The following is a 22,844-nucleotide window of genomic DNA, read 5'->3' on the forward strand; positions in this document are numbered from 1 at the left end:
CGTGCTTCACGGAACTGCTCTCGCGCACAGTGTCAGGGCGTCCGGAAGGCGCTTTCGCCATCGGGGCGGTAGAGGTTCAAGGCCCCTCCCCCTCCTCCTCCCTGCAGAGCAGCCTGCGGCCTGCTCTGCTCATCCCGGAAGATGAGTTCGGAGAGACGGGCGTCATCGTGTTCTGTGTACCTGAGTTGTATCCGCGGTACGTCGCTCCCCCTGATGACCAGGCCTTGGGAGTCTGTATCAAGATACAAGGCAAGGCCTGGATGCCCCTCGGATTCGTAGAGGACCAGGCCATTGTCGCGGCCGGAGGCCCCCAGGAAGATCCGAGCCTTGCCTGATTCATCGAGGAGAGAAAGTGAAGCACTCTGGTGCGCAGGTGGCGCGCCGGGTGGGGTCGCCATGGCGAGTGAGGCCCAGCGTTGTCCTTGCGGATGATAGAGCGTCAAGGAGGGCTCTTGCGCACCTGGCATGAGCCCCAACTCCCCCCGTACCCGCCCTTGCTCATCCTGGATGATGAGGCGCGACACCCGCAGTTCACTTGGCCTCTCGCCAGGTGCGCCCAACGAACTCTTCCACCGGAGCCACTCACCCACCAGAAACAGAGCGAGCGAACCGACCAGCAAAATGCTCAGCCAGCGAACCTGCAGGCGGAGCCGTTGTTGCTCGGCCTCCATGCGCCTTAGCGCGGTATTGGTGTCGCCCGTGTCCATCCCATCATCCTATTTGAGCTTGAGCGTCGACGCACGCTGCTCGGCGGCCTGGAACTCTTCTTCGGCGGCCTTCAGCCTTTTCAGTGCCTGGCGCGCGACTGTCTTGCCAAGATCCACATAAGAGTTCAGGTGTTCACCCGGGCAGACCTTTGGCTTGCCATCCCGCTTGACCTCAGAATGCTTCAAGATGGAATCAGGGGAAAGGCTATACTTCCATACAAGATGACTGAGGAGCCGTTGCAGGCTGGTGAGTTGTGCCTGCGTGGGTTTATCTGGCGACCACCCATTCTCCATCCTGCTCTCGAAGTCGCCAGTCAGAACAATGCCAATAGCCCCATAGTCAGGATCCTTGGTGATGTCTTTGTTATTCTTGAACTCCCCTGCATGGGCGCCCACGATATTGATCCTGCGTCCCTCGTAGATCTCACCATTCCTGGCGATGACGAAGTGATAGGGCATATCAGCATAGCCCGCTTTTCGCTCCTTGCTCTCCAGGTCCTTGACGGTCTGCCCCAGCGGGTCGGCGGTATGATGGACGACAATGCGGGTGAGCGGCAGGTGTGTGTTTGAAGGATATTCGTCCCATCCTTTGCTTTTGTCCGGCGGAAGGGCCCCCCAGGCTTCACGAGCAATCACTTTCACCTGGAACTTTGCCTGCTCTGATTCGAGGGCGCTCTGCGCGAGCCACAACTGCGTTCCCGCAATCGAGGCGGCAAAGCTCAAGCGTGCGATGGCTTCGGAGACACGTTGATACGGGCCCGGCTTGGAGGAAAGCACGCCCAGGGTCAGGTGCGCGAGTTCACTTGCGCTGCATAACTTCAATAAATCATCAATCTCGGTTCTTTGAAGTTTGCTGAGGTGCTGCGCTGCCGCTGGCCAATCCTTGGCGGCCAGCGATTCCTCGAATCCAGGAGCACTGGGCGAAAGATGCTCGACCAATTCCTGCGAGACATATCCGTCGTAGGCTTTACCACCCTGCATTGCCTGGACATGCAAGTTCGCTCCTTCCTTGCCAATCACCGTCACGCGGGTACCCATCGGGAGGTCGACGACGACATCGTGAATTTGACCTTGGGGATTCCTGTGCGGCTTCTTGTGAATCCGCGCGCTAGAGGGGCGGATCCTGCCAATCCAACGAAGCTGGCGCTGAGGAGGGGCTCGAGTCGACAAAGACTTGCTTGGGTTCTGAAGCATGGGTCTCCCCTGGCGCAATGGTCACCCCGCAGGAAGTTGTGACAGTCCAAGAGCAGCAAAAGCAGGAATAGCACGAAGGCCACTGCGTGAGCGCCAGGGGCGGCAGGATTCGAACCCACCGTGTCGCACTTACGAACACCGCCCCCTTCTTCGCGAAGGTGATGTCAGACCCATGTGCCATCATCCGTGACTATCTGCTATTCCTCGTTTGAGGGCTTGTTCATGGATGCAGCGGAGAACGCCGAAGACCTCTTCCACTCGACCATCCACCTGGCGGACCTGCTCTATCCACATGCGGAGCGACTGGGAGAGGGCACATCCGAGGAGTGGAGCTTCTCGCACCTGGACACCCGGGCACGGGCACTGGGTACGTGGCTGCGGACGCTGAACGCGGCCGGTGAACGGGTGCTGCTGCTGTATCCTCCGGGCCACGAGTACATCGTGGGGTTCATGGGCTGTCTGTACGTGGACGCCATCGCGGTGCCGTGCTCCCCGCCGGATCCTTCCCTGTTGGACCGCGACCTGTCCCAGCTGCTTGCCATCGCTCGGGATTGCGGCGCGCGCTTCGTGCTGACGACGAGCAGCATCCTGGAGATGTCCCCGCGCCTCACGTCGGAGACGCCGGAGCTGGGTGAACTCCATTGGGTGGCCACGGACATGGTGCCGCCGTCCCTCGCGGAGGACTGGACGCCGCCAGCCCGGGCGCAGAAAGCCTTGCCCCCCGTTCCCATGGACGTGCCGCTGCTCGACACGGACGAACGGTACATGCTGCTCCCCGAGTCGAACGGCCCGACGCCGCCGGATGACTCGCGCTGCCTCCCCGCGCAGTTCCGCGCGCAGGTGGCTCGCACGCCGGACGCGGTCGCGGTGGAAGATGAAACGCTCACCTACGCGCAGCTGGATGCGGCCAGCGACGCGCTGGCGTGGCACCTGCGCGAGCACGGCGTCGCTCGGGACGTGCGCGTGGGTCTGTGCGTGGAGCGCCCCACCCGCATGGTGGTGGCGATGCTCGGCATCCTCAAGGCAGGCGGCGCGTTCGTTCCGCTGGATCCGGACTGCCCGCGGGAACAGCTGGCCGCGATGATGGAGGACTCACGGGCTCGGGTGCTCGTCACGGAGTCCCGCCTGGTCCAGTACCTGCCGACGGACGGCGTGTGCACCGTCCTGCTGGACTCGGAGGACGCGTTCGAACTGGACGTGATGGGGCCTCCGCGCGCGGGCACGACGCTGGACGCCCCTGCCTACGTCCTCTACGCATCCGGCGCCTCCGGCAGGCCCCAGGGCGTGAGGGTGACGCACCGGAGCGTGGCGGACTTCTTCAGCGCCATGGACGCACGGGTTGGCGCGGCGCCCGTGGGCACTTGGCTCGCCGTCAGCCGCATCTGCTTCGACAGCTCCGTGCTGGAGCTGTTGTGGACGCTCGTCCGCGGCTTCCGCGTCGCGGGAGCACCCCACCCTCGACAGCCGGGGCTCAGCGCTTGCGCGCGAGCAGCCGCCGCACTTCCTTGAGGCACGCTTCCGTCACGGCCTCCACGGACAGCTCACCGTCGATGTGCACGATGCGCTCGCGCTTCGTGCGCAGCGTGATGGCCTTGAGGTACTGCTTCGCGATCCGCCGTTGGGCCTCGTCCGCTTCGAACAGCTCCGCGGGGCCTCCGCGCACGGCCCGGCGCTTCGCCGCGACCTTCGGATCCACGCCCACGAACAGCGTCAGGTCCGGCGACACCGCGTGCGCGTTCACCGAGTCCACCCACGCCATGGGCAGGCTCGCGCCCTGGTACGCCAGCGAGGACAGCACGTAGCGGTCGCACAACACCACCTTGCCCTCCTCCAGCGCCGGCAGCACTCGCGCGTGCAGGTGATCCGTCCGGTCCGCCGCGAACAGCAGCGCCAGGGTCTCCTGCGCCAATGGCCCGCGGCCCTGCGGCAAGCCCAGGCGGCCCGTGAGCGCCTGGCGCAGCATCGTTCCCACCGGACCGTCGGATGGCTCGCGCGTCGTCACCACCGCGTGCCCGTCCGCCCTCAGCGCGGACGCCAGCCGCTCCGTCTGCGTGGTGGTGCCCGCTCCGTCCAGGCCTTCCAGCACGATGAATCGCCCCGGCAGGGCGACCTTCCTGGCGGCGCTCACCGGGGAAGGAGCGCGGCGGGGTTGTCCAGGTGCAGCTCGCGGCGCAGCGCGAGCAGCGCCTCGTACTGCTGCAGCTCCTCCACCAGCACCGCGCGACCCTTTCGGTAGCTGAGGAAGCCGTACGCCAGCAGCCCCAGCGCCAGCAGCGCGGCACCCCAGGCCAGGAGCGGCGTGCGCAGCGAGTCGTAGAACAGCTTCCCCGCCGCCCCTGAAATCAACATGAAGGCGATGACGGACACACCCGCGTGGGTGAAGTGGGTGGTGCTCTGGCGGGTCGACAGGCTCTCCTGCAACTGGTCGAACCGGGCCCGCTTGTCCTGCTGGATGTCTGCGCTCACGGAGCCGAGCACCCTACATCACGTGCCCCAGCCCGTCGAGTCGGCCACCCGACAGCACCCACCTACACGGACGCGCAGTCCCAGCTTGCGCTCATCCCAGCCATTGAATGGACGCACGCTCGCTCCCCGAGCATGGCTTGCCACCCCACCCCCCTCGCGTTACATGCCGCGAACCATGCCTCTCCACGTCGTCAGCAGGATGAGTTCCCCCGACATGAGCCGTGACTCCGAGTTGAACACCATCGAGGAGGCCATCCGCGACATCCAGGCTGGCAAGTGCGTCATCGTCGCCGACGACGAGGACCGCGAGAACGAAGGCGACCTCATCATGGCCGCCGAGCTCGCCACCCCGGAGATGCTGGCGTTCATGGTCCGCCACACCAGCGGCATCATCTGCCAGCCCATGCTCGCCGAGCGGCTGGACTCGCTCCGCCTGCCCCAGATGGTGGCGGAGAACACCGAGTCCCACCGCACCGCCTTCACCGTCTCCGTGGACTTCCGCCACGGCACCACCACCGGCGTCTCCGCGAGCGACCGTACGAAGACCATCCGCGCGCTCGCCGACCCGAACACCACCGCGGACGACTTCCTGCGCCCCGGCCACATCTTCCCGCTGCGCTACCGCGAAGGCGGCGTGCTGCGCCGCGCGGGCCACACCGAGGCGGCCGTGGACCTGGCGCGGCTCGCCGGCCTGCAGCCGTCCGGCATCCTCTGCGAGCTGGTGAAGGACGACGGCACCATGCAGCGCATGCCGGACCTCAAGCAGTTCGCGCGCGAGCACGACCTCAAGCTCGTCACCATCGCGGACCTCATCGAGTACCGCAGCCGCAAGGACCGCCTGGTCCGCCGTGAGTCCGGCCAGAGCGTCGTGCGCACCCGCCACGGTGAGTTCACCGCCCTCACCTACACGTGGACGCCTGACGGCGCGAAGTCGCTCGTCCTGGTGAAGGGCGACCCGTCGAAGGTCCAGCCCGCCCCGCTGGTGCGCCTGCACGGCGCCTGCGCCCTGGGCGACGTGTTCGGGTCACCGGATTGCAAGTGCAACCTGCTGCTGGACCGCGCGATGGAGAACGTCGCGCGCGAGGGCACGGGCGTCATCGTCTACCTGCCCGGCATGCACGGCAACGACTTCGGCATCCACCACAAGCGCGCGGGCGACGGCAGCAACGCGTCCGTCAGCCGCGCGGCCAACGAGTCGCGCGACGTGGGCATGGGCTGCCAGATCCTCACCGACCTGGGCGTGAGCACCATGCGCGTGATGTCCAACACGGACATGACCTACCGGGGCCTCTCCGGCTTCGGTCTCACCATCGAGTCGCGCCTGTCGCTCGACGTGGAGTAGCGGAACCCCGGAGGCGCGCGAGGCTTCAGCCCAGGTCCTTCAGGGCCTCGCGCACGGCGGACAGGTCCGCGGGCAGTTCCACCGGCGGGTTCGCGTGCGCGGCCTTCACGTCGCTCAGCGTCTCCCGGTGGTAGCCGACCTTGAAGTCCGCGAACTTCAGCCCGTGCGCGGTGGCCACCACCGCGACGCTGGAGCCCTTCGCCATCACGCCTGACGCGACCAGCTTCTCCACCGCCGCCAGCGCGACGCCCGTCTGCGGACAGGCGAAGGTGCCCTCGCGGTCCGCCCGGGCCGCCGCGTTGGACAGCTCCGACTCCGTCGCCTCCTCCACCACGCCGTCGAACGCGCGCAGCATCCGCACCGCGCGGCGGAAGGACACCGGGTTGCCAATCTGGATGGCGGACGCGAGCGTCGCTCCCGCCTGCATGGGCACCAGCTCCTGGAAGCCGCCCCGGAAGGCGCGCGCCAGGGGGTTCGCCCGCTGAGCCTGCGCCACCGCGATGCGCGGCCGGCGGGTGATGAGCCCCAGGGTGAAGAGCAGGTCCAGTCCCCGGCCCAGGGCGCTCGCGTTGCCCAGGTTGCCGCCCGGGATGACGATCCAATCCGGCGGCTCCCAGCCCAGGTCCTGGCACAGCTCGATGGCGATCATCTTCTGGCCCTCGATGCGCAGCGAGTTCATCGAGTTCGCCAGGTACAACCCCGTGTCCGCCGTCACCGCCTGCACCAGCTTCATGCAGCCGTCGAAGTCCGTGTCCAGCGACAGCACGCGCGCCCCGTTGGCGATGGGCTGCACCAGCTGCGCGAGCGACACCTTGTTCTTCGGCAGGAACACCACCGCCGGGATGCCCGCCGCCGCGGCGTACGCGGACAGCGCCGCGGACGTGTCGCCCGTGGACGCGCACGCCACCGCGCGGATGGGCGTGCCGCGCGAGCGCAGGTGCTTCACCGCGGACACCAGGACCGTCATCCCCCAGTCCTTGAAGCTGCCCGTCGGAGAGACGCCGCACTCCTTCAACATCAGCGAACCCAGCCCCAGCTCCGCCGCCATGCGAGGCAGCGGCTTGAGCGGCACCCGCCCCTCGCCCAGCGAGACGATGTCCTCCACCGGCAGCTCGGGCAGCGCCCACTCGCGCTTGCCCCAGACGCCGGAGCCGTCTGGCAACCGCGACGTCGCGAAGCGGGACTCGAAGCGGCGCTTCCACTCCGCCGCGGGGATGGCGCGCAGGGCGGCCTCGTCGTGGGCCACCTCCAGCAGGCCTTCACAGCGCGGGCAGCGGTAGACGACGTCCCACAGCGAGGCCGTGAAGCCGCAACCCTCGCTGCACGCGTAGCCCGCCTTCAGCGCTGGATCCGTCACGCCTCCACCTCCACCTTCGTGCCGCACGCCACGCACGGGCGGCCCGGCCTGGACGGCACGTGGCACGAGGGACAGGGCACGCGCTCGTCCTCGTCCCCGCCGCCGCGCTTCGCCGTCGCGGGAGCCGCCACCCGGACCCGGGGCAGCCGCATGCCGCAGCCATCACACAAGAGGCCTTCCGCCTGGACATTGCGGCAGTAGCGGCACGTCACCGCGCCCACCGGGGCAGCGGTGCGCACGCCGTCGTCCTGCGCGCGGCCCGTGTCCAGGTCCGTCATCTGCGCGACGGGCACGTCGCCCGTGGCGCCCGAACGGGTCAACTCCAGGTCGGGCACGACCATCGCCGGCAGGTCCGGCCCCGAGCGCAGCCGCGTCAGGTCCAGCTCCGGCAGCGCGGGCGCGTCCACCGGCACACGGCCTCCCGCGTGGTGCGTCAGCTCCAGCTCCGCCAACGGGGCCACGACAGGCGCGGGGATGTTCATGAGGCCGGGGAAGCGCTTGCCGCAGCCTTCGCACTCTTCGCCTTCCGACTGCACGTGGTCGCAGACCGGGCAGATGATCATGGGCGGGACGTTACCGGTCCCCTCACCGCTCGGCAACGCGACCCCGGGACGCGAAGGAGTGGGCATGCAGGCGTGCGGCCTGTCGCACCCGCTCAGCTCGGGGCGGAGCCCAGTCCCATCATGGGGACGAAGCGCACCGGCAGCAGGCGCTCCACCCGGGGCAGCATCCCCGGCTGTCTCCGGCGGATGCGCAGCAACTCCTGCGGCTCGTTCACGGAGCCCACGGGGATGACCATCCGCCCCCCGGGCCTCAGCTGGCGCAGGAGCTCCCGGGGGATGTCCTCTGGCGCGGCGGTGGCGATGATGGCGTCGAAGGGCGCGGCCTGGGCCCAACCCTGGGAGCCGTCACCCTCCCGGTAGAACACGTTGGTGAAGCCCAGCCGGTGGAGCAACCGCCGGGCGGGCCGGGCCAGCTCGCGGACGATCTCCACCGTGAAGACCTCGCGGGCCAGCAGTGCCAGCACCGCTGTCTGGTAGCCGGAGCCGGTGCCGATTTCGAGCACGCGCTCACAACCGCGCAGGCGCAGGGCCTCGGTCATCAGGGCCACCACGTAGGGCTGGCTGATGGTCTGCCCGTGGCCGATGGGCAGCGGCACGTCCTGATGGGCCGAGTCCCGCGCGTCCAAGGGCACGAAGTCCGCGCGGCTCAGGTTGGCGATCGCCGCGAGCACCCGTCGATCCCGGATGCCCTGCCGCGCCAGATACTCCGCTCGCCCCCAGTCTCCCATCGCGTACGCCCCCCGTGGTCCTCCAGCCAGGAAAGTAAGCACGACGACAGTCCGGGACAATCCAGGGGGCGGGCGCGGGCCTCCTCGGGCCTACCCCACCCGGGCAAGCGCGAGCCGGCCCTCCCAGCGCTCCTCCAGCGCCTTCACGAGCCCCTGGTGGTCCGGCTTCTGGAGCTGGGGGTCGGCGTCCATGATGCGCCGCGCTTCCGCCTGGGCGAGCGACAAGAGATCGCCGTCGCGCACGAGGTTCGCCACGGCCAGCTCCGGGAGGCCGCTCTGCCGCGTGCCCAGGAACTCGCCGGGGCCGCGGATCTCCAGGTCCTTCTCCGCGATGACGAAGCCGTCGCTGCTGCGCTCCATCACGCCCAGCCGCTCGGTGGACTCCCAGGAGCGCGCGGCGCCCGCGACGAGGAAGCAGTAGCTGGCCGCGGCGCCACGGCCCACGCGTCCGCGCAGCTGGTGCAGCTGCGACAGGCCGAAGCGCTCCGCGGCCTCCACCACCATGACGGATGCGTTGGGCACGTCCACGCCCACCTCCACCACCGTGGTGCAGACGAGCAACTGGATGCGCTTGTCGCGGAAGGCCTCCATCACGGCGTCCTTCTCCTCCGGCTTCATGCGCCCGTGCAGCAGGCCCACGCTGGCGTTGGGGAACACCACCTGGAGCTTCGTCGCGCCCTGGGTGGCGTCCTCCAGGTCCAGCTTCTCCGACTCCTCCACCAGCGGATAGACGACGTAGGCCTGGTGGCCCTTGGCCAGCTCCGAGCCCACCGCTTCGTAGACGCGCGCGCGCTGCTCGTTGTTGAAGACGCGCGTGGTGATGGGCGTGCGGCCCGGCGGCAGCTGGTCGATGATGGACACGTCCAGGTCGCCGTAGAGCGTCATCGCGAGCGTGCGCGGGATGGGCGTGGCGGTCATCACCAGCACGTCCGGCGTGAGCCCCTTGCTCATGAGCGTGTGGCGCTGGAGCACGCCGAAGCGGTGCTGCTCGTCGATGACCACCAGCCCCAGCTTCTGGAAGGACACGCCGCCCTCCAGCAGCGCGTGCGTGCCCACGGCGAGGTGGATGTCCCCCTTCGCCACGGCCTCGCGCACCTCGCGCTTGTGCTTCGCGGTGCCCGCCGCGCTGATGAGCCCCACGCGGTAGCCCAGCGGCTCCAGGATGCGGCGGAAGGTGCGCTCGTGCTGTTCGGCCAGGATTTCGGTGGGGGCCATCACCGCCACCTGGTAGCCGTCCTGGAGCGCCACCATGCCGGCCACCAGCGCCACGGCCGTCTTGCCGCTGCCCACGTCGCCCTGCACCAGCCGGTTCATGGGCTCCGGGCGCGCCATGTCCCGGGCGAGGTCCCCCACCACGCGCGCCTGCGCCCCGGTGAGCTGGAAGGGCAGCGCGGCGCGCGCCTTGTCCAGCCGCGCGGGGGTGACGTCGAACGCGATGCCCTCCTCCGCCTTGATGCCCTGGCGCTTGAGGGCCATGCCCAACTGGAGGAAGAACAGCTCGTCGAACGCGAGCCGGCGGTGCGCGGGGCTCTGGTGCGCGTCCAGCGCCTCCAGGTCCGCGTCGTCGGGCGGGAAGTGGATGAAGCGCAGCGCGTCCGGCAGGCCCATCAGGTGGTAGCGGCGGCGCAGGTCCGCGGGCAGCGGCTCCTCCAGATGGTGCGCGTGCTGTTCGCTGATGCGCGAGGTCAGCTCGCGGAAGGAGCGCTGCTCACCCCGCTCGAAGCCCGGGTAGACAGGGACGATGCGGTGGAAGTGGACGGAGGTCGTGTTCTCCAGGTCCTCGGCGGGCTCCAGCTCCGGGTGGGCCATCTCCCGGCCGTTCATGGAGGCGCGCACCTCGCCGGAGAGCACCAGCTGCTTGCCCACGGAGAAGCGGCTCTTGAGCCACGGTCCGGCGTTGAAATAGGTGGCCGCGATGCTGCCGGAGCGGTCCCCCACGACGGCGCGGAACATGCGCTTTCCACCGCGCCCCGGGACGAAGTCGGCCGTCTTCACGGTGCCCACCGTCACGCCGCGCTCGCCGGGGATGAGCTCCGCGATGGTGCGCAGCTTGCGGCGGTCCTCGTAACAGCGTGGCAACAGGAACAGGATGTCGCCGGTGCGGCGCAGGCCCTTCTTGTCGAGCACCGCGACGAGCCGTGGCCCCAGGCGCTTGCCCAGCGTCTTGAGCGGCGCGGACAACGGGCCGGTGCGCGGCGCGATGGACAGCAGCTTCGCCTCGGAGCGGGACGCCTCCGCGCCAACGGCCTTGGCCTTCTTCTTCCGGGCCTTCTCCGCGGGAGCGCGGTCCGCTGGCGGTGCGCCCTTGCGAGGCTCGGTGCTCGCATTGGGCTTCGCACCCGGAGTACGGGCCGCCGCACCCGCGGGAACGGCTGCGTTCCGGGCCGCGGCCATGCGCGCACCGTAGGGCTGGGCGTCACCTTGCGCGGGGCCCATCGCGGCAGCGCCCCGGGAGGCCGCCATGCGCGCGCCGTAGGGCACCGGCTCGCCCTTCACGGGACCTGCGTTCCCACCTTGGGGACCCGCTCCGGGCGAGAGCGAAGCTGCACGGGCCTGCGGCTGCCGGGATGCGGGCGCGGGCGTTGCCGCCGGAACGCCACCACCCACCTGCGGCACGGGGTCCTGCGAACGCCACGGCGGCACGGTGTTGCCACGCGCCTCCACCGTCCCAGGCGGCGGCGTCAACCGGCGGCGCGGCGGCGCGGGGTTCAGCTCCCCTTCCAGCACGTGCGCACGCTCCGGCGACCGGGGAAAGCCCGCTGCCACGGCGTTGATCTCCCCCGTGACGACCACCCGCTCCAGCTCCTCCGGCAGCACCACGCCGCTGAGCTTCAGCGCGCCCAGCACCTGGCGCAGCGCGGCCTTGCGGTGCTCCGGCGGCGCGGGCGGATCCACGTGCGGCAGCGCCGCCCTCAAGTCCTCCAGGGCCCGCGCGTCCACGCCCCCGGCCGACGCCAGGGTGCGCTCCATCAACGTGCGCAAATCCCGCACGATCCCGAGCTGGGCGAAGTCACGCTGACACGCGTACTTGAGAGGTCCAACGAGGCTGGCGAGCGGGTGGTTCACGCGGGATTTCCAGCCTCCATTCTACGAAGCGCTCTGACGTCGCAGGGAAAACGAAACCGGGGGAGCGAGCCCAGGCCCGCCCCCCCGAAGGACACCCGGCCAGCCGGGCTTCAGCGCTAGCTGGCCGACTCTTCCTGCGGATCCTCGAAGCTGATGGCCGTGACCTCCAGCTCGCGCACGCCGCCGGGGCTCTGCACCGTGGCGACGTCGCCCACCTTCTTGCCGATGAGCGCGCGCGCCACCGGCGAGGTCACCGCGATCCACCGCTTCTTCAGGTCGGCCTCCGTCTCACCCACCAGGCGGTAGCTGATGGTCTTGTCGTTCTCCGTGTCCACCAGCTCCACGGTGGCGCCGAAGATGACCTTGTCGCCGCCCAGCTTCGCCGGATCGATGACCTCCGAGCGGGCGATCCAGTCGCCGAGGGTCAGGATGCGCCCCTCGATGTGCGACTGCTTCTCCTTGGCCGCGTGGTACTCCGCGTTCTCTCGCAGGTCGCCGTGCGCACGCGCGACCTCGATCTCACGCGAAATCTTGCCCCGCTCCACGGACTGGAGGTGCTTCAGCTCGTCCTTGAGCTTCTGCAGACCGTGGGGGGTCATCGGGATGTTGTCGCTCCCGCTCATCGAACCACCGCTCCTTCCATCACCTGGCTGCGCATCGGGGGTCTGGCGTTCCCTCCTGGAACCCGACCCGCGACTCGAAAGGGTCAATGTAGGGAACGAGTGACTGGCCGGTCAACGAAAGCCTTACAACCATCGTCCGGTAGTGGCTGGGCGCCCGACGGCCGACCCGTTAGGCTGCTCCACGTGCTGTCCGTCCAGGAATTGCGCGCACTCGCCTCCGCCCTCCCCGTGGGCGCCTTCCAGCATCAGCTGGGCCCCTTCGCGCTGGTGCAGCGTCCGCCGTCGGAGCTGTCCGCCGCCGCGCTCGCGCCCACCCGCATGGCGGACCCCGGCGACGTCGAGCAGGGCATGCTCGCCCTGCTCTTCGAGTTCGACGATTTGCTCGTCGCCACCCTCCCCACCCTCCGGGATTCGGAGGTGCTCCGCATTGGCCGCAGGCTGGACTGCGAGCTGGTGCTGGACGATGCGTCCGTGTCCAAGCAGCACGCGGAGCTCAAGTGGAGCCGGGCGGCGGGCCGCTGCACCGTGCGCGACCTGGGCTCCACCAACGGCACCTTCGTCAATGCCAGCACCATCGGGCAGCGCGAGGTGCCGCTCCGGGGCGGCGACATCCTCAGCTTCGGCAACGTCCAGTTCTGGTACCTGCTCACGGACGCGCTGCATGAACGGCTGCGCGTGGGCGCGGCCTCCGGCCTGGGCTCCCACTCCGGCTGAAGGCCGCCCGCGCTCACCTCACGGACAGGCGCCGCAGTCCGCCGCGCACGCGTTGTACGAGTTGGACGCTCCGCAGGACTCCGTCACCTGGCAGGTGCCATCACCGCACACAAACAGGTCCGAGTCGCGCACGCGCGTGGTGAGCGGCTGGAAGCTCACGCCGCCCACCGTGCAGCTCGCGAAGGCCGCTCCCGCCTGCGTGCACACGTCCGAGCATCTGCCCACGTAGACGAGCGGCGCGCACGTCATGCGAGGCATCCCGGAGCCATCCACCACGGCGCACGCGCGCGTGGTGCTCTGGGTCGCGTCCAGGGGCGGGTTCTGGCTGCCCGCGTAGAGCCCCTGCCCCTGAAAGAGATTGCCGAAGAAGCACGACTCCGGCCGGGCGAAGGTGGCCAACTCACCCTCGGAGGCGGGGATGGCCACCCCCAGGCCGTCCCGGCCCAACACGGAGATGGGCACGCTCACGCCGAAGGGATTGCTGTGCGCCGCGAGGCACGCGGAGACGATCTGCTGTTCCGCCTCCGTCGCCGGCGCCCCTCCGGCCCAGCCCGGCGCCAGGCCCAGCAGGCCCGTCCACGTGTGCACCGTGTTCGTCTGCGCATCTGTGTACGTGCGTGTCTGCCCTTCCGGAATGGCGCAGCGCACGATGTAGCGCATGACCTCCGCCGCGAGCGCCGGATTCGCGCCGTACCACGACGCGAAGGCCGTGGATGACAAGCCATTGAACGACAGCCCGTTGAAGGACAGGCCATTGAATGACAGCCCATTGAACGACAACCCGTTGTACGAAAGGCTGTTGTAACTGAGGGCCGCCTGCTCCTGCGTGGCCAGCGGATCCGCTGGCTCGGGCTCCCGGCCGCCCGGATCACATCCCGCGCCCAGGACGGCCACGGTCAGTCCCCACGCCCACCATGAGAGCCCCCCCGCGCCACGACGACGCCCGTTCTCCACGTTCCCCATGTGTGCAACCTCCTGCTGCCGCGGGCGCTCCAGCCGGACCCACGAACGTTTGGACAAGGAGGGCGTCAAAGACAAACGGGCGAGCAGCGCCCCCTCACGCACGAAAAGTGCGACCACGTTGTACGTGTGGCAAGGCGCGAGAGGTGCGGGAAACGCGGGAGCGAGGTCAGGGCAGACACTCCGGGCGTCTGGGGTTGAACGCGTGGGCCGGCGTTCATCCAGGAACGTGAAGGCCGTGGCCCTCCGGGGCGAGGATACGTGTCCCCACTCCGGCGCCACGGCCGTCCGTTCCTTCCGCTGAGCGGCTGGGATTAGCGCTGGGCCTGGGTGCCGATCTTCACCTGGGACTTGTTCAGCTTCAGGCTGCCCAGCTCGCGGTTGATGTTGGCCAGGTCCGACTGGGTGAGCTGCTGGCCCTCTTCATGTCCGCCCGGGGGTCCGCCCTTGGGAGGCTTGCCTTCGGGGGCGACGGCGCCGCCACGATCGGGATCCACCAGGGACGTGCCGCCACCGGCCTCCACCGACGACAACGCCTTGAAGCCGGCGGTGGTGCTGGCCGCCTCTCTCTGCGTGAGCTGCTTCACCAGCGTGAGCTTCCCGCTGCCCCGGTCATACCGGTACATGCGGGTGCCCTTGGCGCCTTCATCCACGGCCACGTCCACGGTGCCGCTGGACTTCGCCTTCGCCGGGCTCGCGATGGGCTTCGCCGGGGCGAGCTTCACCTGATTGTTCTGGGCCCTCGCCGGCTGGGCCCCTGCCTGCGCCGCCGACAGGGCGACAACTCCCACGGCCATGCTTCCCACTGCGGACTTCCAACGCGTGATCATGAATCCTCCCGGTGCCCTTACGCGCGGCGGCGCGGATATTCGCCGGGAGTCTATTCGAACGCGACCAGGTCCTGGACCCACCGGGGGCTGCCCTGCTGGAGCCACCGTGCGCGGGTGTCCCGGAGCGCCTGGGCAGGCGGAGTGCCTCGCCGCAGCGAGTCCACCAGCGACTGGAAGAAGGCACCGGCCTCCACGTCCGGCACCTCCGTGGAGGGCGCGACCACGGCCCGCGCGCCCGCTTGAATCAGCGCGGACGGCAGGCTGGACACCGCGTGGTAGCGCCACGCGCCCACGTTCGCGTCGCAAGCGGCCAGCATCACCACCGGGGTGCCCCGGAGCGTGTGCCCTTCCAGCTCCTCCGCGGTGAGCGCGTAGCGGCCGGCCACGTCCGGGGACAACGCCAGGAAGGCCGCGTCGGACACGGTGCCTGAGAGGCCGTGCGTGTGCAGCTCCACCTCCGTGGCGTCCTCCATCTCCGCGAGGACCGCCTCCGGCGTCGCCGCGCGGCCCCGCAGGTGGACATCGCCCTGCCCCGTCATGCCCTTCCACGGCATCAGGCGAGGCAACCCCAGCGTCGCGGGCGGCTCCACGTCCGACACCACCAGCCGCTTTGGCACGGGCGCCGAGGCCGGAGCCTCCACGCGGTGGCCGCCCGGAGCCAGGTAGCTCCACGCACGGTCCCCGGGCAGCAGCCCCGGACGCCCCAGGAGGATGGGCTCGGCGAGCACTCGCACCACGTCGCAGCCGGCGAGCACCTGCAGGAGTTTCTCGGGCACCGCGGGCACCTGTTCGCGCAGGGGCTGCTTGAGGGCGTGGAGGTACAGGCCGTCGCTCGCGCCGGTGGGGCCTCGGGCGACGAAGAGCATCCGTTCATCCTGGCCCGCCAGCGCCAGCAGGCACGACGTGGGCGCGGTGCGGTCCACCTCCTGCGCGAGCAGGTCCACCGCGGGGCCCCACTCCTTCGCCCGGCCCGCGTCCATCACCAGCACGTGGTGGCTGTGGGCCCAGGCCTTGCGCGCCTCGATGTCGGTGGAGCGGTGAAGCACCGAGCCGGTGATGACCCCGCGCAGGAGCTTCTGGCCGTCTTCACGGTCGCGCTCGATGAGGATGCGCCCCTCGATGTGGTCCACGAGCAACCGCTCGCCGGTGGTCAGCGACGGGTCCTCGCGCAGCACGCGGATGCGCTCGCGCACGCGGTCCAACTCGCGGCCCGGCACGGTGCTGCCCTCCAACCGCAGCAGGTCTCCCGCGACGGCGACCTCCAGGAGCGTGGGCGCGGTGGGACAGGTGAGCGAGTCCTGCACCTCGCGCCGGGCCCGCTTCGCGTCCAGGTCCTCCACGAAGAGGAGCGCCCGTGCGTGGTGGTACTCCGACCGGCGTGCGCAGTCCTCCGGCGCGTGCTGGACGAACTCGTCCAGGTAGGCACGGGCGAGCGCCGGGGCGTGGCTCAGCCGCGCGCTCGTCACCAGGTCGGACAGGAGCACCTCCTCCTGGAACCAGCTGTCGGTGCGGAACGCCTCTTCCAGCGCGGAGCGCGCCAGCGACCCGGCCTCGTGGCGGCGATCCATCCGGTTGTAGAGCGCCGCCAGGTGCCGCTGGAGGTCCACGCAACGGTCCTGGAAGCCCGCGCTCCGGCACGCCGCCAGCCCCTTCTTGAGGGACGTCTCCGCCGTCTCCATGTCGCCCCGGGCCTGCGCCGCCTGGGCCCGGCCCCGGGCGAGCGGAGCGTCGTACCAGGCGGGCTCACCGGACTGACGGACCAGCGTCGCCAGCTCGTCGACGAAGCGGTCCTCCTGGTGGAGCAGCAGGATGGCGCCCAACAACAGGTCGCGCTCGCCGGAGCGCCGCAGCCGCGCGAGGAACGCGTCCACCTCCGCGCCCTGCAGCGAACGCGTGCCGGCCAGCAGCTCGTAGTAGGTGTTCGCCAGCGGGCCGCGCTTGCTGAAGTCCGCCGCCGCCACGCGCGCCACGTAGGCGCTCGCGGTCTGGGTGCGGGTGACGTCGTCCAGCAGCGCTGCCAGCGGGGCCAGCGTCTTCACGCGCTCCACGGACGGGGCCGCGCGCAACGCGTGGTAGAGGTACAGCCGCGCCAGGTCCGGGTTGCGCCGCGCCATCGAGCCCGGGTACGGCGTACCTTCCAGCGCCAACTCCATGCCGGCCGCGTTCATGGCCTGCCACGAGTCCCGACGCGCCAGCGCGCCCTTGCGCAGGCCGTCCGCGCGCTCGGTGGCTTCGGTGCTCCAGCCGGGCTCCTTCGCCTGCGCCACGCGGGAGAACTCCGCCGCGGCGGCCAGCTCCAGCGAGAGCGCCTGGAGCGCGAGGCCCCGGTTCCAGTGCAGCCGTGCGTCGTCCGGCGCGGTCTCCAGGCCCCTCTCCAGAAGCGTCAGCGCGCGCTCCGGCTGGGCACGGCCCAGGGCCGCCAGCGACAGGTCGCCCATGACGGCGGGAGACGCGGGCAGCCGCTCCAGGATGCGCTCCGCGCGCTCGAAGTCCCCGGCCGCGAGCCAGGCGGTCGCGACGCCGTGCAGGTCGCCCTTCGCCTCCAGCTCCGACAGGGCCTTGAGATCCAGCTCCGGCCGTCCGTCAGCACCGCCGCGCATCGTGCCCGTGGCCCGGTAGTCCACGAGGCCCGGGTGACTGAGCCGGCCCTCCAGCGGGCGCGCGGAAGCCAGCGCGAAGGGCAGCGCGCGCTCTGTCTCCGAGGAGCGCCACGGACGTCCCACCAGCAGCACCGCGAGCACCACCGCGGCGGCAGCGGCCGCGAAACCCGCCACGCGGCGGCGATCCCATGCCGTACGGGCGCGGGGGCGAGCGGACGGGGCGCGTGTCCCGGCATCGGACGCCGGCTCGGACCGGCTTCCCGTCCCGGGAACGGCACGGAGTCCTGAACCCGCGGAGCCACCTTCCGAACCAGCCGAACCGGGGGACGCCACGGGCCGTGCGTCCGTACCGGGAGGCCTCACGGCTTCCCCGGCGCCGGACACGGCACGCGCGTCAGCGGCGGCCTGCACGAGGAGGCTCGCCTGCACCTGGTCCTCCAGGCCGGCCTGGCACTCCGCGCAGGTCGCGAGGTGGGCCTGGAAGGCCTCGGCCTCTTCTGGCGGAAGCTCCCCGTCCACGAAGGCGGCGAGCTGTTCACAGGAGACGGTCACGCCGTGCCCCCCGCGGTGCCTTCCCGCGCGAGGAGCAGCTCCTTGAGCTTCTTGCGTGCGCGGAACAGACGGGTGCCCACCGTCATGGACGGGATGCCGAGCCGTCGGCCGATCTCCGCGTAGCTCTGTCGCTCCATGTCCTTCATGCGGACCACCTCGCGCAGCTCCGGGGGAAGCTGTTCCACCGCCTTCCACACGTCATCCAACGTGTAGCGCGCCCATGTCTCCGGGGCGGCTTCGGCCTCCGCCAGGGTGTCCCCCATCGCGTCGGTGAATTCCTCCTGGGGGTGGCGCCGGTCGTGCCGGCACCAGTCGAGGAAGCGTCGAACGAGGATGGACGCCAGCCACGCCATGGGAGGCGCGGACCGGTCATACGTATGAAACGCGCGGAAGGCCCGCTCGTAGGTCTCCTGCAACAAGTCCTTCGCATCCGCCGGGTTGCGGCCCCGGCAGAGGATGCGGGCCCGCTCCTCCAACGCCGGAGCGCACCGCGCGATGAGCGCCTGGAACTCCGCCGCGTCCTCACGGGAGGCCGAAGGCACCTCCGGCTTGGATGCGGAGGACTCCCCGGGCGGGACGGCGCGGGGCGATCGCGGGCGGAAGACCACGGGGGCGTTCCTAGCAGGAGCCGCCCCGCCCGCGAAGTCCATCGACACCCTCCCTGGCGCTTCCCACCCGACAGGTGGGAGACCCGGAATGGCAGGCTGGAGGGCTAGCAGGGGCCGTTGCCGATGCGAACGCCCGTGCGCACCCGGGCCTTGAAGACGCCCAGCGCCGCTCCGAAGCCCGTGACGCGAATCTTGCTGTAGCCGGACCCGCCCGTGCCGATGTTGACGCGCAGCCCGCAGAACGCCGGGAAGAAGGGACCCGCCGGGTACCAGGTGCCGGTGGTGCTCACCGAGCCCAGCCCCCACCAGACGCCGTTCGCGTAGCCGAACGCGGCGCCGGTGATCGCCACGCCCTTGCAGGCGCTCTCCGTGACGTTGCTCGACGCCGGGATGACCTCCACGAACGGCTGGGCGTAGTTGCCGTTCAGGCCGGTGATCTCCGTCACGAAGCGGTGCACGCAGGACGGCTGATCATAGGTGCCATCGTTGGAGGCCGCGGAGATGTCCGCGTACGAGCAGTGGGGGAAGACGGCCGCCACCGACGCGCCGTCCGGCTGCGCCAGCACCACGCCCGAACCCACGCAGGACTCGTCGATGCCCTGCTCCTGGCTGGCGACGGACTCGTCCACGACCTCGGCGCCAGGGGTCTCCTCCTCGAGAGGTCCCCCACAGGCGGTGGCGAGCGAGGCGGCGAACACGAACGCGGCGGTAGGGATGAAGCGCATGGGTGACTCCGGAAGAGGGAGCCCATCCGCGGGCTCCTCCCTGTTACGTCCGGTGTCGCGCTTATTCCCCCGCGCCATTTCCACGCCGTTTTTCGGCCGTGCTAAGGCACCGCGCGTGGACATCGACAAGCCCTACCTGCTGTTCCTGGGAGACGTGAGGGATCAGCTCGCGGCCAAGACGGCGCACGGCATCGTGGACTGGCGGCCCGACTGGTGCGTGGGTCAACTGCGCCTCCCGGGCTGCGTGGCGGACTGTGGCCTGCCGGACATGGACATCGCCCAGGCGAAGGCAAAGGGCGCGCGCACGCTGGTGGTGGGCGTGGTGAATCCGGGCGGCGTGCTGGCGGACGCGTGGGTGGACACGCTGGTGCGGGCGATGGAGGCCGGGATGGACGTGGCCACCGGGCTGCACAAGCGTCTGTCTTCGTTCCCCGCCGTGGCGGCCGCGGCGGCGAAGCACGGGCGCAAGCTGCACGACGTGCGCTTCCCGGACAGGGACTTCGCCACGGGAAAGGGCACGAAGCGGCCCGGCCTGCGCGTGCTGACCGTGGGGACCGACTGCGCGGTGGGCAAGAAGTACACGGCGCTGGCGCTGGAGAAAGAGCTGCGTCAGCGCGGGTGGAAGGCGGACTTCCGGGCCACCGGGCAGACGGGCATCCTCATCTCCGGGCGAGGCGTGGCGCTGGATGCCGTGGTGTCCGACTTCGTCTCCGGCGCGGCGGAGTGGCTCACGCCCGCGAACGACGCGGACCACTGGGACGTGGTGGAGGGCCAGGGGTCGCTGTTCCACCCCTCCTTCGCGGGCGTCACGCTGGGCCTGCTGCACGGCTCACAGCCGGACGCGTTCATCGTCTGTCACGAGCCCACGCGCACGAGCATGCGCGGCGTGAAACACCCGCTGCCATCCATCCAGGACGTCATCGACCGCACGGTGCTGGAGGGCCGGCTGACGAACCCGGCCATCCAGTGCACGGGCATCGCCATCAACACGGAGCACCTGGGCGAGGACGAGGCGCTGGCGCTCCTGGAGGCCACCGGCCGGGCGCATGGCCTGCCCTGCGTGGACCCCCTGCGCACGGGCGCGGGCCCCCTGGCGGACGCGCTGGCGAGCCGCTTCCCGCGCGGGTGACACGGGCCCCTTCTGCGAAACCCGCTCCACGGGAGCGGCTCTCGGTATACTGAGGACACCATGGGACGCATTTTCGAGACACGCAAGGCGACGATGTTCGCCCGCTGGAACAAGATGGCGAAGGTCTTCACGCGCATCACGAAGGACATCGTGATCGCGGTGAAGGCGGGCGGGCCGACCATCGAATCGAACCCCGCGCTGCGCCGGGCCGTGCAGAACGCCCGCGCGGCGAACATGCCCAAGACCAACGTGGACGCCGCCATCAAGCGCGCCAGTGGTCAGGACCAGGCCGACTACCAGATCCTCCTGTACGAAGGCTTCGCGCCGCACGGCGTGGGCATCCTGGTGGAGGCGGCCACGGACAACGTCACGCGCACCGTGGCCAACGTCCGCTTCCCCTTCACCAAGCTGGGCGGAAGCATGGGCACGGCGGGCAGCGTCTCCCGCCTCTTCGAGCGCATGGGCGCCATCCGCCTGGACGCCGAAGGGCTGAACGCGGAGGAGCTGGAGCTGGAGCTCATCGACCACGGCCTGGAGGAGATGGGCGAGACCACGGGCGAGAAGGGCGAGAAGCAGCTGCTCCTGCGCTGCAAGTTCGCCGACTTCGGCAAGCTCATGTCCGCGATTGAAGCCAAGGGCATCGCGACCGCGTCCACCCAGTCCGAGTACATCCCCCTGCCCGGCACCCTGAAGGAGCTGCCCGAGGAGCAGGCCACGGAGGTGCTCAAGCTGGTGGACATGCTGGAGCAGGACGACGACGTGCAGCACGTGTTCCACAACCTCGCCTGAAGCAACGGCCTCCGGCCCCCGTGCGCACTCCCCGGGGGCCGCTGCCACGCTCACGCGGCGTCAGAGCTGCTGAAGCTCCGCCGCGTTGATGCCCGGGATGTATCAACGCCGGCGAACGGATTCGTCTCAAACTGAAGGGACGCCAGGCCCGTACTTGAAGATTCCCCGGGCCGGAATGCGCGCTGGAGTACGAGGGGAGTCCATGTCGGACGAAGGTGACGGGCAGGACCTGCGGGACACGGTGAAGCGATTGGAGGCGACGGTCGCGGCCCTGGAGACGCGGCTCGCGAGCCTGGAGTCCCGGGAGGCGCCGCGCCCCGTGACCATGCCCGCGGCCGGCACAGTCGCGGCCCCGGTGGCAGTGCCCGAGCAGCAGCGGGACCTGGAGGCGCATGTCGGCACCTACTGGTTGAGCCGCCTGGGCATCGTGGCGCTCATCATCGGCATCGCGTACCTCATCACGTACCACTTCGGGGAGCTGGGGGTGCTGGCGCGCGTGGGCGCGGGCTACCTGCTCAGCGCGGGGCTGGGCGCGTTCGGGTTGTGGCTGGCGCGGCGGCACCAGTTGTTCGGACGCATCGTCTTCGGCGGCGGCCTGGCGCTCGCGTACTTCGTCACCTACGCGCTGCACTTCATCCCCGCGGTGCGGGTCATCGACAGCGAGGTGCTGGCGCTGGTGCTGCTCGCGGGGTTCGTGGTGGCCATCGTGACCATCGCGCACCGGATGCAGTCGGAGACGGTGGCGGGCATCGCGCTGTTCCTGGGACTGCACACGGGGATGCTCAGCGACATCACCGCGTTCACACTGCTGTCCACGACGATGCTCGCGGCGGGCGCGCTGTTCTTCCTGGTGCGCAACCGTTGGGTCATCGTGCCCCTGTCCAGCCTGGTGGCCGTGTACAGCACGCACGTCGTCTGGGCGGTGCGCACAGGCCACATGGCGCCGGGTGCGCCCGAGGATGACCGGCTCCTGTTGAGCCTGGGCTTCCTCGCGCTCTACTTCCTGCTGTTCTCCGTGGCGCTGCTGGTGCGCCCGCGCGACCTGCCCGTGCGCGCAAGCCTCGCGTTCACGCTGCTCAACTGGGTGGGCCTGACGTCGCTGGGCGCGTACGAAGTTGCTCAGGAGCAGGACTCGCACCTCTTCGGCTTCCTCCTCGTCGTCGCGCTGGCGCATGGCGCGGGGGCCGTCGTGTCCAGGCTCCAGCGTGCGCCCACGGCGCTGACGCACGCGTACCTGGCGCTGACGGCGGTGACGTTCGCGCTGGCCATGCCCGCGCGCTACGACGACGTCGCGCTGGTGGCGGCATGGACGGTGACGGGGCTCGTCGCGGGCCTGGCCGCGCGCGGGGTGGAGTCCCCGGTGCTGCGGGGCGTGGGCGTGCTCATCCTCTACGTGGCGCTGGGCGCGTGTGAATGGGAGACGCCGGGCCGCCTGACGTTGCTCATCGGGTTGGTGGTGGCGTTCGTGCTGGTGGAGCGCGGCGGGACGGTGCGAGTCGCGGGCCTGCCCGAACCCGAGGCCCGGACGGCCTTCACCGCCATTTGCGCTGCGGGAGCAGGACTGGCGCTGGTGGCGCTGGTGGGCGCACGGATGCCCGACGGGCTCGTCACGTTGGGCTGGGTCATCGCCGCCTTCCTCCTCTTCGGCGTGGGCTTCGCGGTGCGCGAGCGCTGGTACCGGCTGGCCGCGTTGGCGGTGCTGGGGCTCGCCTTGGGGCGGCTGGTGCTGGTGGACGTGGCGAAGCTGCCGCCGGATCAGCGCGTGGTCACATTCATCCTGCTGGGCGTCATGCTGCTGCTCGTCTCATACACATACACGCGGCTGCGCGACCGGCGCGGGTGAAGACAGACACCGACTCGCGTTAATCACGCTATTCCGTCATGATGGCGA

Annotated in this window: 20 protein-coding genes; 6 read left to right on the forward strand and 14 right to left on the reverse strand. The window is 70.1% G+C overall.

Annotated elements, in window-relative coordinates; genetic code table 11:
- Positions 1-32 precede the first annotated feature (32 nt).
- Both D7Y15_RS00830 and D7Y15_RS00835 read right to left on the reverse strand, forming a co-directional pair.
- Positions 33-707, reverse strand: coding sequence for a hypothetical protein (locus D7Y15_RS00830; protein WP_121751403.1), 675 nt, complete (start codon positions 705-707; stop codon positions 33-35).
- A gap of 9 nt (positions 708-716) precedes the next feature.
- A complete protein-coding gene (locus D7Y15_RS00835) occupies positions 717-1,733 on the reverse strand; it encodes a peptidoglycan recognition family protein (protein WP_158628978.1) in 1,017 nt (338 codons plus the stop codon).
- A 390-nt stretch (positions 1,734-2,123) separates the two neighbouring features.
- Here D7Y15_RS00835 and D7Y15_RS00840 point away from each other — a divergent pair, with 390 nt between their 5' ends.
- On the forward strand, positions 2,124-3,410 hold the full coding sequence (locus D7Y15_RS00840) for an AMP-binding protein (RefSeq protein WP_148712667.1): 1,287 nt from the start codon (positions 2,124-2,126) through the stop codon (positions 3,408-3,410).
- Here the strand turns inward: D7Y15_RS00840 and tmk are convergent.
- On the reverse strand, positions 3,373-4,029 hold the full coding sequence (gene tmk / locus D7Y15_RS00845; protein WP_120574229.1) for a dTMP kinase: 657 nt from the start codon (positions 4,027-4,029) through the stop codon (positions 3,373-3,375). The genes D7Y15_RS00840 and tmk overlap by 38 nt on opposite strands.
- A complete protein-coding gene (locus D7Y15_RS00850) occupies positions 4,026-4,367 on the reverse strand; it encodes a hypothetical protein (RefSeq protein WP_233596525.1) in 342 nt (113 codons plus the stop codon). Before D7Y15_RS00850 ends, tmk begins: the two co-directional genes overlap by 4 nt.
- Positions 4,368-4,581: 214 nt before the next feature.
- Here D7Y15_RS00850 and ribB point away from each other — a divergent pair, with 214 nt between their 5' ends.
- The gene (ribB, locus tag D7Y15_RS00855; RefSeq protein WP_120574231.1) at positions 4,582-5,709 is read left to right on the forward strand and encodes a 3,4-dihydroxy-2-butanone-4-phosphate synthase; all 1,128 of its coding nucleotides are present in this window, start codon (positions 4,582-4,584) and stop codon (positions 5,707-5,709) included.
- Between the two features lie 25 nt (positions 5,710-5,734).
- Here the strand turns inward: ribB and thrC are convergent, their stop codons facing one another.
- From thrC to greA, 5 genes are all read right to left on the reverse strand, one after another.
- Complete coding sequence (gene thrC / locus D7Y15_RS00860) at positions 5,735-7,066, reverse strand: threonine synthase (RefSeq protein ID WP_121751406.1); 1,332 nt, start codon at positions 7,064-7,066, stop codon at positions 5,735-5,737.
- A complete protein-coding gene (locus D7Y15_RS00865) occupies positions 7,063-7,629 on the reverse strand; it encodes a hypothetical protein (protein WP_120574233.1) in 567 nt (188 codons plus the stop codon). Before D7Y15_RS00865 ends, thrC begins: the two co-directional genes overlap by 4 nt.
- A 92-nt stretch (positions 7,630-7,721) precedes the next feature.
- Positions 7,722-8,357, reverse strand: coding sequence for a protein-L-isoaspartate(D-aspartate) O-methyltransferase (locus D7Y15_RS00870; RefSeq protein WP_120574234.1), 636 nt, complete (start codon positions 8,355-8,357; stop codon positions 7,722-7,724).
- Between the two features lie 90 nt (positions 8,358-8,447).
- Positions 8,448-11,423, reverse strand: coding sequence for an ATP-dependent DNA helicase RecG (recG, locus tag D7Y15_RS00875; protein WP_121751407.1), 2,976 nt, complete (start codon positions 11,421-11,423; stop codon positions 8,448-8,450).
- A gap of 116 nt (positions 11,424-11,539) precedes the next feature.
- The gene (gene greA, locus D7Y15_RS00880) at positions 11,540-12,046 is read right to left on the reverse strand and encodes a transcription elongation factor GreA (RefSeq protein WP_120574236.1); all 507 of its coding nucleotides are present in this window, start codon (positions 12,044-12,046) and stop codon (positions 11,540-11,542) included.
- Positions 12,047-12,229: 183 nt separating this feature from the next.
- Between greA and D7Y15_RS00885 the strand changes: the two genes are divergently transcribed.
- On the forward strand, positions 12,230-12,760 hold the full coding sequence (locus D7Y15_RS00885; RefSeq protein WP_120574237.1) for an FHA domain-containing protein: 531 nt from the start codon (positions 12,230-12,232) through the stop codon (positions 12,758-12,760).
- A gap of 18 nt (positions 12,761-12,778) precedes the next feature.
- On the opposite strand, the gene D7Y15_RS00890 is transcribed toward D7Y15_RS00885, so the two are convergent.
- The 5 genes from D7Y15_RS00890 to D7Y15_RS00910 all read right to left on the reverse strand — a co-directional run bounded on the left by D7Y15_RS00890 (position 12,779) and on the right by D7Y15_RS00910 (position 19,035).
- A complete protein-coding gene (locus D7Y15_RS00890; protein ID WP_121751408.1) occupies positions 12,779-13,723 on the reverse strand; it encodes a hypothetical protein in 945 nt (314 codons plus the stop codon).
- Positions 13,724-14,034: 311 nt separating this feature from the next.
- Complete coding sequence (locus D7Y15_RS00895) at positions 14,035-14,550, reverse strand: hypothetical protein (RefSeq protein WP_120574239.1); 516 nt, start codon at positions 14,548-14,550, stop codon at positions 14,035-14,037.
- Positions 14,551-14,600: 50 nt separating this feature from the next.
- Positions 14,601-17,702, reverse strand: coding sequence for a CHAT domain-containing protein (locus tag D7Y15_RS00900; protein WP_121751409.1), 3,102 nt, complete (start codon positions 17,700-17,702; stop codon positions 14,601-14,603).
- Positions 17,699-18,310: an RNA polymerase sigma factor gene (locus D7Y15_RS00905; RefSeq protein WP_121751410.1), complete on the reverse strand. Its 612-nt coding sequence runs from the start codon at positions 18,308-18,310 to the stop codon at positions 17,699-17,701. Before D7Y15_RS00905 ends, D7Y15_RS00900 begins: the two co-directional genes overlap by 4 nt.
- A 104-nt stretch (positions 18,311-18,414) precedes the next feature.
- Positions 18,415-19,035, reverse strand: coding sequence for a hypothetical protein (locus D7Y15_RS00910; protein WP_121751411.1), 621 nt, complete (start codon positions 19,033-19,035; stop codon positions 18,415-18,417).
- 115 nt (positions 19,036-19,150) lie between these two features.
- Between D7Y15_RS00910 and dgcN the strand changes: the two genes are divergently transcribed.
- From dgcN to D7Y15_RS00925, 3 genes are all read left to right on the forward strand, one after another.
- The gene (dgcN, locus tag D7Y15_RS00915; protein WP_120574243.1) at positions 19,151-20,164 is read left to right on the forward strand and encodes an N-acetyltransferase DgcN; all 1,014 of its coding nucleotides are present in this window, start codon (positions 19,151-19,153) and stop codon (positions 20,162-20,164) included.
- A gap of 60 nt (positions 20,165-20,224) precedes the next feature.
- Positions 20,225-20,953, forward strand: coding sequence for a YebC/PmpR family DNA-binding transcriptional regulator (locus D7Y15_RS00920; RefSeq protein WP_120574244.1), 729 nt, complete (start codon positions 20,225-20,227; stop codon positions 20,951-20,953).
- Between the two features lie 202 nt (positions 20,954-21,155).
- Positions 21,156-22,796, forward strand: coding sequence for a DUF2339 domain-containing protein (locus D7Y15_RS00925; RefSeq protein WP_121751412.1), 1,641 nt, complete (start codon positions 21,156-21,158; stop codon positions 22,794-22,796).
- Positions 22,797-22,844 lie beyond the last annotated feature (48 nt).

The organism is Corallococcus sp. AB030 (genome assembly GCF_003668965.1).
In the GTDB taxonomy this organism is placed as follows: domain Bacteria; phylum Myxococcota; class Myxococcia; order Myxococcales; family Myxococcaceae; genus Corallococcus; species Corallococcus exiguus.